The sequence below is a fragment of the Pinisolibacter aquiterrae genome (genome assembly GCF_019160155.1).
GTDB classification, from domain to species: Bacteria; Pseudomonadota; Alphaproteobacteria; order Rhizobiales; family Ancalomicrobiaceae; genus Pinisolibacter; species Pinisolibacter aquiterrae.
Genome location: NZ_JAFNIH010000025.1, coordinates 215,694 through 230,403 on the forward strand (window position 1 = coordinate 215,694; position 14,710 = coordinate 230,403).

Annotated in this window: 12 protein-coding genes; 3 read left to right on the forward strand and 9 right to left on the reverse strand. The window is 69.7% G+C overall.

The features are described from left to right. Positions 1-95 precede the first annotated feature (95 nt). The 6 genes from J3S89_RS10495 to J3S89_RS10520 form a co-directional block, all read right to left on the reverse strand. A complete protein-coding gene (locus tag J3S89_RS10495; protein WP_217927475.1) occupies positions 96-812 on the reverse strand; it encodes a CDP-alcohol phosphatidyltransferase family protein in 717 nt (238 codons plus the stop codon). Positions 813-1,134: 322 nt separating this feature from the next. Beyond that, the gene (locus J3S89_RS10500) at positions 1,135-1,386 is read right to left on the reverse strand and encodes a hypothetical protein (RefSeq protein ID WP_217927477.1); all 252 of its coding nucleotides are present in this window, start codon (positions 1,384-1,386) and stop codon (positions 1,135-1,137) included. Between the two features lie 110 nt (positions 1,387-1,496). Further along, positions 1,497-2,963 (reverse strand): alpha,alpha-trehalose-phosphate synthase (UDP-forming), encoded by a 1,467-nt coding sequence (gene otsA, locus J3S89_RS10505; RefSeq protein ID WP_217927478.1) that lies wholly within the window; start codon positions 2,961-2,963, stop codon positions 1,497-1,499. Then, the gene (locus tag J3S89_RS10510; RefSeq protein WP_217927479.1) at positions 2,960-4,741 is read right to left on the reverse strand and encodes a glycoside hydrolase family 15 protein; all 1,782 of its coding nucleotides are present in this window, start codon (positions 4,739-4,741) and stop codon (positions 2,960-2,962) included. Before J3S89_RS10510 ends, otsA begins: the two co-directional genes overlap by 4 nt. Next, entirely contained in the window at positions 4,738-5,553 is an 816-nt protein-coding gene (gene otsB, locus J3S89_RS10515; RefSeq protein WP_217927480.1) for a trehalose-phosphatase, read from the reverse strand. The genes J3S89_RS10510 and otsB overlap by 4 nt, the downstream gene beginning before the upstream one ends. Continuing rightward, complete coding sequence (locus J3S89_RS10520) at positions 5,550-6,056, reverse strand: invasion associated locus B family protein (RefSeq protein ID WP_217927482.1); 507 nt, start codon at positions 6,054-6,056, stop codon at positions 5,550-5,552. Before J3S89_RS10520 ends, otsB begins: the two co-directional genes overlap by 4 nt. Positions 6,057-6,490: 434 nt before the next feature. Here J3S89_RS10520 and J3S89_RS10525 point away from each other — a divergent pair, with 434 nt between their 5' ends. Together J3S89_RS10525 and J3S89_RS10530 are read left to right on the forward strand one after the other, a co-directional pair. Beyond that, a complete protein-coding gene (locus J3S89_RS10525; RefSeq protein WP_217927484.1) occupies positions 6,491-7,927 on the forward strand; it encodes a sensor histidine kinase in 1,437 nt (478 codons plus the stop codon). Beyond that, positions 7,924-9,216 carry a sigma-54-dependent transcriptional regulator gene (locus tag J3S89_RS10530; RefSeq protein WP_217927486.1) on the forward strand — a complete coding sequence of 431 codons (1,293 nt, stop codon included), beginning with the start codon at positions 7,924-7,926 and terminating at the stop codon, positions 9,214-9,216. Before J3S89_RS10525 ends, J3S89_RS10530 begins: the two co-directional genes overlap by 4 nt. 85 nt (positions 9,217-9,301) lie before the next feature. On the opposite strand, the gene glmS is transcribed toward J3S89_RS10530, so the two are convergent. After that, positions 9,302-11,131 carry a glutamine--fructose-6-phosphate transaminase (isomerizing) gene (gene glmS / locus J3S89_RS10535; RefSeq protein WP_217927488.1) on the reverse strand — a complete coding sequence of 610 codons (1,830 nt, stop codon included), beginning with the start codon at positions 11,129-11,131 and terminating at the stop codon, positions 9,302-9,304. 129 nt (positions 11,132-11,260) lie between these two features. Further along, complete coding sequence (gene glmU, locus J3S89_RS10540; RefSeq protein WP_217927489.1) at positions 11,261-12,610, reverse strand: bifunctional UDP-N-acetylglucosamine diphosphorylase/glucosamine-1-phosphate N-acetyltransferase GlmU; 1,350 nt, start codon at positions 12,608-12,610, stop codon at positions 11,261-11,263. Positions 12,611-12,809: 199 nt separating this feature from the next. Between glmU and J3S89_RS10545 the strand changes: the two genes are divergently transcribed. Further along, complete coding sequence (locus tag J3S89_RS10545) at positions 12,810-13,916, forward strand: hypothetical protein (RefSeq protein WP_217927491.1); 1,107 nt, start codon at positions 12,810-12,812, stop codon at positions 13,914-13,916. 7 nt (positions 13,917-13,923) lie between these two features. Here J3S89_RS10545 and J3S89_RS10550 read toward each other — a convergent pair whose 3' ends face one another. Continuing rightward, positions 13,924-14,658 carry a cytochrome c biogenesis CcdA family protein gene (locus J3S89_RS10550; RefSeq protein WP_217927493.1) on the reverse strand — a complete coding sequence of 245 codons (735 nt, stop codon included), beginning with the start codon at positions 14,656-14,658 and terminating at the stop codon, positions 13,924-13,926. Positions 14,659-14,710 lie beyond the last annotated feature (52 nt).

Consider the following 14,710-nt stretch of genomic DNA (forward strand, 5'->3'; position numbering starts at 1 on the left):
AAACGACGCGCGACCAAATCGCTCGACGCAACGCTGCCGAACGTTCGACGGAGGCCTCGGTCTCCGACCCGGGCCGAAACGGCGTGGGCTCGGTCTCAGTCGTCGGCCCAGGGCGAATGGCGCGCGAAGGGCAAGGCGAGAAAATAGAGGCCGACGGCGAGGAACCCGGCCTTGATCGGCCAGCCGACGTGGAGATCGGCGACGATCGCCGCCGCCGCGAGCGCGAACCATGCCATCGTCACGGCGATGGTGACGACCCGCAGCTTCTTCACCCGCAACGGATGGACGAAGACGACGGGGGCGAACATCGCCGCCGTGCCGACGACCAGGATCGCCGCGCTCGCCGGCCACGGCAGCCGCAGCACGAAGAGATAGAGCACCGCCACGTTCCACAGCGCCGGAAAACCGCGGAACCAATAGTCGCGGGTCTTCATCGCGTTGTCGGCGAAATAGAGCGTCGAGGCGAGCGTGACGACGAGACCGAGCCAGAACGACACCGGCGTCGGCATCAGGTCCGAGCGCCACAGCGCGATCACCGGCACCAGCACATAGGTGAGGAAGTCGACGACGAGATCGAGCACGACGCCGTCGATGCGGGCCGCCGTCTCCGTCACCTTGGCGGCGCGAGCGAGCGTGCCGTCGATGCCGTCGATGAAGAGCGCGAGGCCGAGCCAGGCGAAACAGGCGGCGAAGTCGCGCTCGATCGCCGCATAGAGCGCGAGCAGCGCCACGGCCCCGCCCGAGGCGGTGAAGATGTGCACCGAAAAACCGGCGGCGCGGCGAACCGAGGCCGGTTTGTCCTCCCAAGTCATGCTCGTCGTCCCGAACGGCGGCGATCTTCCGATCGAAGACCCTGTCGCTCCGTCACAAAGCATGTCCCGAAGGTTCCGGCAACGTCTGTTCGTATCCACGGCGACGAACGGCGAAACGAGCGGCGGACGGCGGTCCTCCGTCGGGAAGGCCGTCGTCCACCACCCTTCCGCGCCGCGCCCTCCCCCGTCGCCTCGGCTCGCACCATGGGCACCGCTCTTCTTCGGACCCGTCGACGACGGATCGGCTCGGCGGCGCTACCTCACTCGTGGAACGAGGACGGTGCGAACCGGCGACGCGGCCGGAGGGGACGCGGATCGGACCTCAGCCGACCGTCACGCGACGGCGGGTCGGTCCGAGCGCATCCTCGAAGGAGATGAGCACGGCGGAAATCGTGCGCATCTCCTCGGGAAATTCCTGTCGCGCCCGGCCGATCGCATCCTGGACCAGACTGTCGGCGATCGGATCGGGGCGATAGAGGCGGATCTGCGAGGGATTGTCGTGATCGTCGTAGGTTACGCCGACGTCGACGCCGAGGAGATCGGTGAGGCGGTCGGACAGTTGCTGAAAAGACATGGATCATCTCCGTCGATATCGAACGTGTTTCATGGTCGCTGCGGCAGCGTGTCTCACGGTGGATCCCGCCCGCTCCGATGCGGCGAGGAGGCATCGGAGCGGGCGAGCACTCACCACAGGGCGGTGAGCGCCTCTCGTCCTCGAGACGTCACGAACCGATTGTCCGCCGACTTCATGAAGCCGAGGAGACGGCTCGCGAGGCTCGGGGGGCTGTCCTCGAGGGCCGAGAGGAATCGCGTGGCCCAGACGTCGACGGGATTTTCGACGAGGCTGGCCCACATCTCGCGCCAGCGGGCGCGGCGCTCCTCGAGCGGCATCACCAAGGCGACACCGATCGACTTGGCGACGCCCTCCCCGTCGTAGGGATTGACGAGGATGGCTCCGTGCAGTTCGGCCGCCGCGCCGGCGAAGCGCGACAGCACGAGGACGCCGGGGTCCTCCGGGTCCTGCGCCGCCACGTATTCCTTGGCGACGAGATTCATCCCGTCGCGGAACGGCGTGACGAGGCCGACGGCGGCGGCGCGGTAGAGCCCGGCGAGCGCGGTGCGGCCGTAGGAACGGTTGACGTAGCGGATCGGCGTCCAATTGGCCTCGCCGAAGCGCCCGTTGACGCGGCCGGCGGTCTCCGAGACCGAGCGCTCGATGTCGGCATATTCCGGCACCTCGGAGCGGCTGCGCGGGGTGATCTGGAGATAGGTGACCTTGTTGATCCAATCTGCGTCGCTCTCGATCAACTTCTCGAAGGCCGCCATCCGCTCCGGCACGCCCTTGGAATAGTCGAGCCGGTCGACGCCGATGATCATCTTGCGGCCCATCAGGCTCTCGGTGATCTCGCGCACGAAGGAAGCCTTGCCGGCTCGCCGCGCCCGCTTGGCGAAGCCCTCGGTCTCGATGCCGATCGGGAAATGGGCGATGCGGGTCGTCTTGTCGTCCCAGCCGACGATGCCGCGACCGTTCGAGCGCAGCCCGTATTCACGGGTCAGATAGGCGAAGAGATTGTCGGCGTCCGCCTCGGTCTGGAGCCCGACCAGATCGAACTGCAGGAGCGCGCGCACCAGATCGTCGTGACGCGGCAGCGCGGTCAGGATGTCCGGCGCCGGCCACGGGATGTGGTGGAAATAGCCGATGCGGTTCTTCAGCCCCAGGCGCCGCAGCTCCGAGGCCAACGGAATCATGTGGTAGTCGTGGACCCAGATGATGTCGTCGTCGCGCACCATCGCCGCGAGCGCCGTGGCGAAACGACGGTTGACGTCGAGATAGGAGGCGAGATCCTTCCGCGCGAACTCGGTCAGATCGAGCCGCGTGTGCATCAGCGGCCACAGGGCGCGGTTGGAATAGCCGTTGTAATATTCCTGGACGTCGTCCGGGGTCAGATCGAGATAGGCGTAGGAGACGTTGCCGGCGTCGTGGAGCGTCGGGGTCGGATCGGGCTCGGCGACCGCCTCGCCGGACCATCCGAGCCACACGCCCCCGCGCTGCTTCAACGCCTGTTCCAAGGCCACCGCCAGGCCGCCCGCGCGCGTGCGGCCGTTGGCGGGGTTCGGAACGCGGTTCGATACGACGACGAGCCGGCTCAAAACGCATCCTCCCATGATTTCGACAGTCGCCGGGCGCAACGAATGAGCCCGACCATCGAATAGGTTTGCGGGAAATTGCCCCAGAGCTCGCCGGTTTCGAGTTCGACACCTTCCGAGAGGAGGCCGACGTCGTTGCGGACGGCCAGGACCGAGGCGAAGACCTCGCGGGCCTCCTCCTCGCGACCGACACGCGCCAAGGTCTCGGCGAGCCACAGGGTGCAGATGTTGAAGGCGGATTCCGGTTCGCCGAAGTCGTCTTCTCCGGCGTAGCGATAGAGATGATTGCCGTGGCGCAGGCGGCGCTCGACCTCCGCCAGCGTGCCGAGCGCCATCGGGTCGCGCGGCGCCACGAAGCCGAGATCGGCGAGGAGCAGCAGACTGGCGTCGACGTCCTTGCCGCCGAAACACGAGGCGAAGGAGTTCAGTTCCTCGTTCCAGGCCTCCTTGACGATGCCCTCGTGGATGTAGTCGGCCGAGGCGCGCCATTTGGCGGCGCGATCGGCGAGACCGAGATGATCGGCGATGCGGGCGAGGCGATCGCACGCCGCCCAGCACATCACCGCCGAATGGGTGTGGACCGACTGCCGGCCGCGATATTCCCAGACGCCGGCGTCGGGCTCGTTCCAGCGGCGCATCGCCTGTTCGCCGAGCGGTTCCAGCATGGCGAAGAGGTGGTGGTCGCCGGTATGGGTCAGGCGCGTGTCCCAGAAGCTCTGGGCGAGCGCCAGCACCACCGAGCCGTAACTGTCGTTCTGGACCTGCGAATAGGCGCCGTTGCCGACCCGGACCGGACCGAGATCGCGATAGCCGGGCAGTTCCTTCACCTCGCGCTCCTCGAGGCGGTTCTCGAAGGTGAGCCCGTAGAGCGGCTGGAGATAGCCGGAAGGCGAGCGCGCCACGATGTTCTTCACCCAGCCCATGAAGTTCTCCATCACGGCGGTGGCGCCGAGACGGTTGAGCGCCTGGACCGAGAAGAACGCGTCGCGCAGCCAGCAGAAGCGATAGTCCCAGTTGCGGCCGGGCGAGCCGTATTCCGGGATCGAGGTCGTCAGCGCCGCGACGATGCCGCCGGACTGCTCGTAGGCACACAGTTTCAGCGTGATCGCCGAGCGCACCACCACGTCCTGCCATTCGAACGGCAGCGCCAATCCCCGTGTCCAGGTCGTCCAGTAGTCGTGGGTGCACTCGCGCGACCGGCGCTCGAATTCCATCAGCTCCTCGACGATCGCCTCGTCGGGGCCGAGCACCAGCACGTGTGGCCGGTCGAGCACGAAGGTGATCTCGCGATCGATGAACTCCGCCGGCACCGTGGTGGTGAGGCGCACCACCTGATCCTCGAGCAGATAGCGGACGTGGTTGGAGCCGCGCGTGCGATCGGGCCGGCGCCGGCCCCAATCGGTCAGAGGCCGCATGCGGATGGTGATCTGCGGCTGACCGGAGATCGGCTCGATGCGCCGGACGATCATCGACGGACGCAGGATCCGCCCCCAGTGCTGATAGCGCGGGACGTGATCGGTGATCCGGACGATCCCGGTCGCCGAGGCGATGTCGGTCTCGAGAATGGCGGTGTTGGTGAGATAGCGGCGTCGGGTCGACAGCTTGTCGGCGACGTCGATGGCGAAGGACCCCTCCTCCGCCCGGGAACCGGCCACCAGCGCATGGAACAGCGGATCGCCGTCGAAGCGCGGCAGACAGCACCACACGATGGTGGCATCGGCATCGACCAGAGCCGCGATCTCACAGTTTCCGAGCACGGCCAGATCGAGGGAATTCTTCATACGGCCTCCTTTCGCAACGCCGTCCGTTCGACGGCGAAATCGCGGATCAACCAATGGACGTCGGCGATGCCGCCGACCTCGAAGTCGGCCGCATGGCCGGGACGCGCGCCGACCTGGAACGAGACGCCGCCGAAGGCGCGCGCCGCCAGGAAGGCCTCGTCGTCGGTGAGATCGTCGCCGAAGACGACCGGCACCCGGCCGGAGAAGCACGCCGTCTCCATCAGACGGTGCAGCGCCGCGCCCTTCGAGGCGCCGGCGAGGGTCACCTCGACCACCATCTTGCCGTGGCGCACGCGGAACGGACCGGCGACGCCCTCGATCGCCGCCGCGACCAGGGCCTCGACCGCGACGCGCGCCGCCGGATTGCCGCGATAGTGCACGGCGACGGCGAGGCCCTTGTCCTCCAGCGTGACGCCGTCGGGCAGGCCCGGCGCCAGGGCTGCGAGACGCTCGCGGATCGGCGCGATCTCCTCCGCCGAGCGCGCCTCGGTCATCGATCCGTCCGGCAGACGCAGCTCGAGCCCGTGCTGACCGCAGCCCGGCAGCCGCAGCGGCGCCAGGAACCTGTCCACCGTGGCGATCGGCCGCCCGGTCAGGATCGCCACGGCGCCGCCGTGGCAGACCGAGAGTTCGGCGAGACACGAGGTCAGGTGACGCGGCACCACCACGTCGTCGGGCGTCAGCGCGATGTCGACCAGGGTGCCGTCGAAGTCGATGAAGAAGGCCTTGCGGCGCGGATCGGCCAAGAGCCCGGCGATCGCCTCGCGCAACGGCGGATGCAACGACCGCGACGCCTCCCAATCGAGCATCATCGCCCACACTCCTTGTCGACCGCCGCCGTCGCCGCGGTGAAGCCGGCGAGATCGTAGACGTCGGTCGTGTCGTTGCCGCGGCCGGATTTGGCGGAGACCTGCATCTCCTGCCCCGCCTTCATCTCCTCGACCACCCGGCGTTCCTCGACGTCGGTGGCGAGCCAGGCGGCCGCCCCCTTGGAGAAGAGCTTGTGCGCGCTCGCGCCGATCTGCAGCGAATGCTGCGCCTGAGCGAGGCGATAACCGAAGTCGAACGAGATCTCCCAACTGCCGCCGCGTTTGGTGACGAAGGCGAAGCCCGGGTCGCGCTTCAGGGTCGCCGGCAGGCGCTCCTTCGGCGAGGCGATCACGAAACAGACCCGCCCGGCGCCCTGGTCGGCGACGATCGCGCGCCATGCGCCGACCTGCGCGAGCTGGCGCTGCGCCGCGACGGCGGAGCCGGCGGTGAACACGAAGGCGCTCGCCAGGGCGACCGCCGCGACCTTGTTGAAGTTCCTCGTCATGGATGGATCCGACCGTTCCTCTGGAACCCGAACCGCGCCGTCGGGCCGACGGTCCGAGAGTTTCGCTGTCCACCTCCCCTCCCCGGGAGAAGAAGCAGTCGCCGACCTTTCGCGGACTCTCGCCACGCTCCGATCGAAGCACGTATCGCGATTCACTTATCGCAAACCAGATGAAGTAAAGTCAATGTTAAATGTTCTTAACATGGCATCTTAACATAGTAACATGCCGCTTTTGAGATTGATGTTCTTTCTTCGGCGATCTATACACGATGTCTACAGAAGAATTGTTCTGGAGTTCGAGGGGGCAGGGCGAGGTGGGACAGGTCCGGTCGACATGGAAGACGGTCGACGAGACTGCTAACGTCCGACTCCCCGAGAGCCTGCCGCCGCGTCGGTCGGCATGGGCGCTCGACGGAGAGGCGGAGTTCGAGGACATGCGGCGGCGTCCGACCAAGACCATCGTTGCGGCGAGCGTCGGCGCGCTGATGATCTTCGCGGTGACGGTGCTCGCCTCCCAGGTCGCGGTGCTGATGCACGAGGGCGCGACGACGCGGCTCGTCGAGCGGATCGGCGACGTCTATCTCGACGGCCTGTCGGCGGCCGTCGCCCCGCATCTCGAGAACGGCCGCACCAACGAGCTCCAGAAGGTGTTGGAGCGGATGGCGTCCTACCACGACGGCGTGCGCGAGGTCCGTCTGGTGATCCGCGCCGTCGGCGGCGAGGTGCTCGCCGACCTCGCCCGCGACGACGCGGCGAAGCGCTCGGAACTGCCGCCCGCCCGCGAGGAGGTCTCGCTCACCTCGACCGAGGATCGCGGACGCCTGTGGGTGCAGCGTCCCCTGATGATCGGCGGCCACGCCGTCGCGGTCCTCTCGGCGCAGCTCGACGTCAAGCCGATCCGCGACGAACGCTTCGCCGCCAACATGACCTCGCTCGTCCTGAACGCCGCGCTCGCGGTGCTGCTGGCGGCGATCGGCTTCTTCGTGATGCGCCGGCTCCTGCAGCCGCTGCGGCTGCTCGAGGCGGCGCTGGTCGACGCGGTCGACGGCGATCCCCGGCCGATCCCGCTCGAGACCGTCAAGGAGACCGCGACCCGAGTCGATCGCCTGCTCGTCGAATACAATCGCATGGCCGCCGCCTCGACCGAGCGCAGCCAGCTGCAACTCCTTTTGGCCGAACGCTTGCGCAGCGCCGATCTCGGCCGCCTCGCCGCCACCATCGCCCACGAGGTGCGCAATCCCCTGAGCGGCATGCTCAACGCGGTCGACACCGCCCGCCGCTTCCGCGACAACCCCGATGCCGTCGCCGCCTCGCTCGATCTGCTCGAGCGCGGGCTCCGCGCGATCGCCCGGGTGGTCGAGACCACCCTCTCCCTCCACCGCCCCTCGACGCGCCACACGGCGATGAAGCCGGTCGACTTCGACGATCTCGAACGCCTGTTGGCGCCGCTCGCCGAGCGCCGGCACACGCGCCTGCAATGGACCGCCGACGTCGGTCACGACTGGGCGGTCGACGCCGCGATCGTGCGTCAGATCGTGCTCAATCTCGCGATCAACGCCCTCGCCGCCGCCGGCTCGGGCGGCGTCGTCACGGTCTCGGTGGCGCGGCGCGGCGGGCGCGGCCTGATCCGCATCACCGACGACGGGATCGGGCTGAAGCCGGAATTCACCGAACGGCTCAACACCCTCGACCTCGCCTGGGTCGACACCACCGAGCGCGGCATCGGCCTCGGCGTGGTGGTGCGCGCGGTCGCCTCGCTCGACGGGCGCATCGTGGCGCGCGGCCGCACCCCGGGCGGCACCGAGATCGAGGTGTCGCTGCCGCTGTCGAAGGCGCGCCGCGTCGCCGAGGAGGAGACCTCCGCGTCATGAGCCGCGCCCCCGCCGTTCTGATCGTCGAGGACGACGAGATCCTCGCCGCCTCCCTCGTCACCCGGCTCACCCTGGAGGGCATGCGCCCGACGCTCGCCACCACCTGCGAGGCGGCGATCGACGCCCTCGCCCGCATCCGCTTCGACGCGGTGGTAAGCGACATCCGCCTTCCCGACGGCTCCGGCGAGGACGTGTTCTGGTCGGAGCACGAACGGCTCGGCCCGACCCCGACGATCTTCACCACCGCCTTCGGCGACGTCGAACAGGCGGTGCGGCTGGTGCGGCTCGGCGCCAGCGACTACCTGCTGAAGCCCTATGATCTCGGCGCTCTCGTCACGCGCCTACGCGACCTCACCGAGGACGCCCCGGCCGGCCGCGAGATGCCCGCCGGATCGGCCGCCATGGCGCGGGTCCTGACCGCGCTCGACCGCATCGCCGGAAACCGCGAGAACGTGCTCCTGACCGGCCCGACCGGGATCGGCAAACAGACCCTGGCGCGGCGCCTCCACGCCGCCTCCGGCGCCCCCGACCGCCCCTTCGTCACCGTCGAGGGCGCCGCCCTGACCGGCGCCGAGGGCGAACGGCTGCTCTTCGGCGCGATCGAGGGCGGGGTCGAACACCAGGGCCTCCTCGACGACGTCGGCGAGGGCACGTTGTTGTTGGCGGAAGTCGGCGACGTCGCCACCGATTTCCAGCCGCGCCTGTCGCGGGTGATCGGCGAACGGCTGTGGCGCCCGCTCGGAGCCCGTGAGGAGAAGGTCTTCGCCGGCCGCGTGGTGGCGACCACCAGCCGGCCGATCGCCGAGCTTCTCGCCGACGGCACCCTGCGGCGCGACGTCTATCAGCGTCTGGCGGTGTTCGAGGTCGCGGTGCCGGCCCTCGCCGAGCGGCGCGAGGACATTCTGCCGCTGGCGCTCGGGCTCCTCGCCGATGCCGGCCGCCTGCGCGCCGACCTCGCCGGCCTCGCCTTCGCGGCCGACGCCGAGGCGGCGCTGACCGCCTGGGACTGGCCCGGCAACATCCGCGAACTGCGCAATCGCATCGTCCGCGCGGTGACGCTCGCCGACCACCCCGAGATCGACGCGGCCGCCCTCTTTCCCGACGTCGCGGTGCTCGAGGAGAGCGCCGATCACAAGCTCGAGGCGGCCCGGCGTGACGCCGAACGCCAGACCATCGAGGCGACGCTGGCGGAGAACAACGGCCGCATCGTCGACACCGCCAAGGCCCTCGGCATCTCGCGCGTGACCCTGTGGTCGAAGATGAAGCGGCTCGGGATCAACAAGACCTGAGCCCGAACGAGCGCCGCCGTCGACGGCGCCCGATTTCGAGCGCGCCGGCGACGGCGGGAGAGGAAGGTCGCGGAGGATCCGTCCGTCACTCCACGGTGACGGACTTGGCCAGATTGCGCGGCTGGTCGACGTCGGTGCCCATGAAGACGGCGGCGTGATAGGCCAGCATCTGGATCGGCAGCGCATAGACGATCGAGGCGACTTCCGCCGGCATGTCCGGCAGGACGATCGTCTCCAGGATCGGCACCGAGGCGGCGGTGGCGCCCTTCTCGTCGGTGATCAGGATGATCTTGCCGCCGCGCGCCGCCACCTCCTGCATGTTGGAAATGGTCTTCTCGAAGAGCTTGTCGTGGGGCGCGATCACGACGACCGGCATGGTCTCGTCGATGAGCGCGATCGGCCCGTGCTTCAGCTCGCCCGCCGCGTAGCCCTCGGCGTGGATGTAGGAGATCTCCTTGAGCTTCAGCGCGCCTTCGAGCGCGATCGGATAATTCGATCCGCGCCCGAGATAGAGCACGTCCTCGGCCTTGGAGATTTCACGAGCGATCTTCTCGATCTTCGGCTCGAGCCGAAGCACGCGCCCCATCAGCCCCGGCAGATCACCGAGCGCGCGCACCAGCCGGCGCTCGTCCTCGGCGGAGAGGACGCCGCGCGCCCGGCCCGCCGAGACCGCCAGCGACGCCAGCACCGAGAGCTGGCAGGTGAAGGCCTTGGTCGAGGCGACGCCGATCTCCGGACCGGCCAGCGTCGGAAAGATCGCCTCGGATTCGCGTGCGATGGTCGAGGTGGTGACGTTGACCACGGCGGCGGTGTGCTGGCCTTCGGCCTTGCAGTAGCGCAGGCTCGCCAGCGTGTCGGCCGTCTCGCCCGACTGCGACACGAACAGCGCCAGACCGTTCTTCGGCAGCGGCGGCTCGCGGTAGCGGAACTCGGAGGCGACGTCGATCTCGACCGGCAGCCGCGCCCACTGCTCGAACCAGTATTTGGCGACCAGACCGGCGTAATAGGCGGTGCCGCAGGCGACGATCGACAGCCGCTCGAGCTTCGCCCAGTCGAACGGCAAGGCGATCGGCAGGCGGATCCGCGACTCGGAGAGATCGAGGTAGTGCGCCAGCGTGTGGCCGACGACCTCGGGCTGCTCGTGGATCTCCTTGGCCATGAAATGGCGGTAGCTGCCGCGATCGACCTGGAAGGCGGCGGCGGAGACCACCACGATCGGACGCTCGACGACGGCGTCGGTCTCGTCGTGGATGGTGGCGCCGGCGCGGGTGATCTCGACCCAGTCGCCCTCTTCCAGATAGGCGATGCGGTCGGTGAAGGGGGCGAGCGCGATGGCGTCGGAGCCCAGATACATCTCCCCCTCGCCCCAGCCGACCGCCAGCGGCGAGCCGCGACGCGCGCCGATCACGAGATCGTCGTGGCCGGGAAAGAGGAAGGCGAGCGCGAAGGCGCCGGTGAGCCGCTTCAGCGTCGCGGCGACGGACGCCGCAGGGCTCTCGCCGCGCGCCAGATGGAAGTCGACCAGTTGGGCGACCACCTCGGTATCCGTCTCCGAGGAGAAGCGCTGGCCGGCGGCCTCCAACTCGTCACGCAGTTCCCGGAAGTTCTCGATGATGCCGTTGTGGACCACGGCGACGCGGGCGGTGGCGTGGGGATGGGCGTTGGCCTCGGTCGGCGCGCCATGCGTCGCCCAACGGGTGTGGCCGATGCCGATCAGGCCGGTGAGCGGTTCCTTGGCGAGACGGATCTCGAGATTGCGCAGCTTGCCCTCGGCCCGGCGCCGGGTCAGCACCGACCCGGCCTCGAGCGTGGCCACGCCCGCGGAATCGTAGCCGCGATATTCGAGACGCTTGAGAGACTCGACCAGAAGGCCCGCGACGGGCTCCCGCCCGACGATACCGATGATGCCGCACATGAAGGGTGAACCCTCTGTCGTTGAATCTGTTGCCCCGCTTCTATCCGAAGCCCGGCATTCGGGCGAAATCACATTCGATTGCGGAATGTGACGCGGCGCAACACGGCGCGGAGGCCGCCCGATCCCACCTCAGGACTTCGCGCGCGCCCGCGCCATCTTGGCACGGAACGACGCCGCCCAGCCGTCGATCGTGGTCTGGCGCCCGCGCGCGACCGCGAGCCCGTCCGCCGGCACGTCCTTGGTGACCACCGACCCCGACCCGACATAGGCCCCGTCGCCGATCTTGACCGGCGCCACCAGCGACGAGTTCGACCCGACGAAGGCGCCCGCGCCGATCTCGGTCAGATACTTGCCGAAGCCGTCGTAGTTGCAGGTGATGGTGCCCGCGCCGATGTTGGCCTTCTCGCCGATGGTGGCGTCGCCGATGTAGGTGAGGTGGTTGACCTTGGCCCCGGCCGCCACCTTGCCGTTCTTGATCTCGACGAAATTGCCGACGTGGACGTCGCGGCCGAGCTCCGCCCCGGGGCGGAGACGCGCGAAGGGGCCGACCGTCGCCCCCTCCCCGACCGAGGCGCCCTCGAGATGGGAGAAGCCGCGGATGCGCGCGCCGCTCGCCACCCGTACGCCCGGCCCGAAGACCACGTTCGGCTCGATCGTCACGTCCGGCTCGATCACCGTGTCGGCGGCGAAGAAGACGGTGTCCGGGGCGATCAGCGTGACGCCCGAGGCGAGCACCTCGGCGCGGCGGCGCGCCTGGAACACGCGTTCGCAGGTGGCGAGTTGAACCCGGTCGTTGACGCCGAGGAATTCCTCCTCCTCGCCCGCGACCGCGACCGCGACGAGCCCACGCCCATGGGCGATCTCGACCGCGTCGGTCAGATAATATTCGCTCTTGGCGTTGGCGTTGCCGATCGCCTCGAGGATCGACAGCGCGTGCCGGCCGGAGAGCGCCATGATGCCGGAATTGCAGAAGTCGACGGCCCGCTCCGCCTCGCTCGCGTCCTTCTCCTCGCGGATGGCGACGAGACGGCCCCCCTCGGTGAGAAGGCGGCCGTAGCCGGTCGGCGCGGGGCTGTGGAAGCCGAGCACCACGACGTCGGCGCCGGCCGCGAGTTCGGCGCGGACCCGGTCGATGGTGGCGGGCGCCACCAGCGGCGTGTCGCCGTAGAGCACCACCACGTCGTCGGCGCCGCGCGCGATCGCCGGCTTCGCCTGAAGCACGGCATGGGCGGTGCCGAGACGATCGGTCTGGACGAAGACCTCCTCGACGCCGGCCTTTTCGGCGACCTTCGCGACGGCCTCGGCGTTCGGGCCGATCACGGCGGCGCAGGCGGTCGCGCCGGCGGCGCGGGCGCAGGCGATCGCATGGGCGACCATCGGCCGCGCGCCGACCTCGTGGAGCACCTTCGGCAGGCGGGAACGCATCCGGGTGCCCTCGCCGGCGGCGAGCACGATCGCGAGGAAGGAACGGTCGGTCATCGAAATCTCCCCGGGGCCGCCTCTGGGCCGACGTTCCGGGTTCGATAGCGCGGGCCGGCCGCCGGAACAAGGCCCCGGCCGGTCTCGGCCCGCCCGCCGTCCGTCGCGACCGCGTTCGGCTTCGAAAGCGCGGCGACGAAGATGATAGAATGAAACGACGAATCGGGCGGAACCCGACCACGCGAGACGGATCACCGAGATGGATCGACCCGGCGACCCCGCCGCCCTCCTGGACGACGATGCGACCAACGGCGGCCTCGGGCTGGCGGTGTGGGGGTTCACCACGGTCGTCGCGGTGATTCTGGGGTTCGCGTCCTGGCAATACGCGCCGCCGCGTCCCGAAGGCGCGGAAGAGACGCGCGTCGTCGCCCTCCCCGCGTCGGACGAGATCACCGGCTCGATCGCCGTCGCCGAGCGTGGCGCGGGCGGTGTCGCGCCGGCCCGCGTCGTCGGCGGCAGCCGGATCACGCCGATGGCCCTGTCGCCGGGCGAATCCCCGGCCACCAGCCGCGACATCGATCAGTTGCGCGCCGAAATGCGCGACCTGCAACGGCGCATGGCCCAGATGGGCCTGTCCGGCGACGGTCTCTCGCGCCGCCTCGACCGGCTCGAGCAACGCCTGACGACGCTCGCCGCCGCCTCCGCGCCCGCCCCGGCGGCGACCACCGCGACCCCGTCCGAACCCGCGCACGAGGCCGCCGCCCCCACCGCCGCGCCGGCCACACCCGTCGCCGCGCGCGAGGCGGCGTCCCACGTCGTCGCGACCGGCGAGGCTGCGGCGGACGCGCGGCGCCTGCCGCAGCCCCGGCCGGAGAGCGATCTGCCGATCGTCACCGGCTCGCTGCCGCCGAAGCCCGCCGCCCCGGGCAAGGCCGACCGCCAGGCCCCGGCCCCCGCCGTCCCGTCGATCGAGACGGTGACGGTGAAGCCGCTCGCCTCCGCCGCCCAGCCACCCGCACCCGTGCCGGCGCCGGCGCCCGCTCCTCATCCCGCCCCCCACGCCGAGGCGAGCCCCGTCGCCGCGCCGACCGGGACGATCGCGGCGATCGATCTCGGCGGCTATCGCTCGCTGGTCTCGCTCAAGAAGTCGTGGTCGGACCTGACCGAGCGCTATACGGAATTCGGCAACGGTATCGAGGCCTTGGCGCGCCTGCGCGAGACCGACACCGGCATGGAGGCGCGGCTGGTCGCCGGCCCCTATCCGAGCCAGAGCGACGCCGCCAAGGCCTGCATCCGCCTGCGCGCGCTGGGTGTGACCTGCGCGGTGACCGGCTTCACCGGCCAACCGCTCGCGGCGATCCGCTGAGGCCGCGTCAGCCGATCGACGACAGGATCGGGAAGGTCTCGATCAGCCAGAACGACAGCCGCTCGATGCCGCCGGTGAGGAAGGCGATGCCGGTGAGGATCAGCAACACGCCGGTGATCTTCTCGACGAGCCCCATCTGCGCGCGGAACCGGCGCATCAGTCTCATGAAGGGCTGCGAGAAGGCCGCCGCCGCCAGGAACGGCACGCCGAGGCCGGCGGCATAGACGGCGAGGAGCATCGCCCCCTGCCCGACCGTCTCGCGGCTGGCGGCGACGCCGAGGATCGCGGCGAGCACCGGCCCGATGCAGGGCGTCCAGCCGAAGCCGAAGGCGATGCCGATGACATAGGCGCCGATCGGCCCGGCCGGCCGCCGCGCGACCTGGACCCGCGCCTCGCGATAGAGCAGCGGAATGCGGAAGACGCCGAGGAAATGGAGACCCATGACGATGATGGCGATGCCGGCGAGCGGCGCCAGCACGTCGAGATGCGACCGGACCAGCGCCCCGAACACCGAGGCGGTCGCGCCCATCGCCACGAAGACCGTGGCGAAGCCCGCGACGAAGGCGAGCGCGGCGAGGAAGATGCGCCGCCGCGCCGCTTCCCATCCCGATCCCGTCATCTCGTCGAGACTGGCCCCGGCGATGAAGGCGAGATAGGGCGGCACCAGCGGCAGGACGCAGGGCGAGACGAAGGAGAGGAGCCCCGCGCCGAACGTGCCGAGCAGGGTGAGATCGGAAGTCATGGACGCAAAGTCTCCTCGGGCCTCTGCCGGGCGAACGGCGATGCGGGTCTCG

What these genes read in the sequence shown, in the direction of transcription:
- J3S89_RS10495 (WP_217927475.1), bottom strand. Translation starts at nt 812, where the DNA reads ATGACTTGGGAGGACAAACCGGCCTCGGTTCGCCGCGCCGCCGGTTTT.
- J3S89_RS10500 (WP_217927477.1), bottom strand. Translation starts at nt 1,386, where the DNA reads ATGTCTTTTCAGCAACTGTCCGACCGCCTCACCGATCTCCTCGGCGTC.
- J3S89_RS10510 (WP_217927479.1), bottom strand. Translation starts at nt 4,741, where the DNA reads ATGAAGAATTCCCTCGATCTGGCCGTGCTCGGAAACTGTGAGATCGCG.
- otsB (WP_217927480.1), bottom strand. Translation starts at nt 5,553, where the DNA reads ATGATGCTCGATTGGGAGGCGTCGCGGTCGTTGCATCCGCCGTTGCGC.
- J3S89_RS10520 (WP_217927482.1), bottom strand. Translation starts at nt 6,056, where the DNA reads ATGACGAGGAACTTCAACAAGGTCGCGGCGGTCGCCCTGGCGAGCGCC.
- J3S89_RS10525 (WP_217927484.1), top strand. Translation starts at nt 6,491, where the DNA reads ATGCGGCGGCGTCCGACCAAGACCATCGTTGCGGCGAGCGTCGGCGCG.
- J3S89_RS10530 (WP_217927486.1), top strand. Translation starts at nt 7,924, where the DNA reads ATGAGCCGCGCCCCCGCCGTTCTGATCGTCGAGGACGACGAGATCCTC.
- glmS (WP_217927488.1), bottom strand. Translation starts at nt 11,131, where the DNA reads ATGTGCGGCATCATCGGTATCGTCGGGCGGGAGCCCGTCGCGGGCCTT.
- glmU (WP_217927489.1), bottom strand. Translation starts at nt 12,610, where the DNA reads ATGACCGACCGTTCCTTCCTCGCGATCGTGCTCGCCGCCGGCGAGGGC.
- J3S89_RS10545 (WP_217927491.1), top strand. Translation starts at nt 12,810, where the DNA reads ATGGATCGACCCGGCGACCCCGCCGCCCTCCTGGACGACGATGCGACC.
- J3S89_RS10550 (WP_217927493.1), bottom strand. Translation starts at nt 14,658, where the DNA reads ATGACTTCCGATCTCACCCTGCTCGGCACGTTCGGCGCGGGGCTCCTC.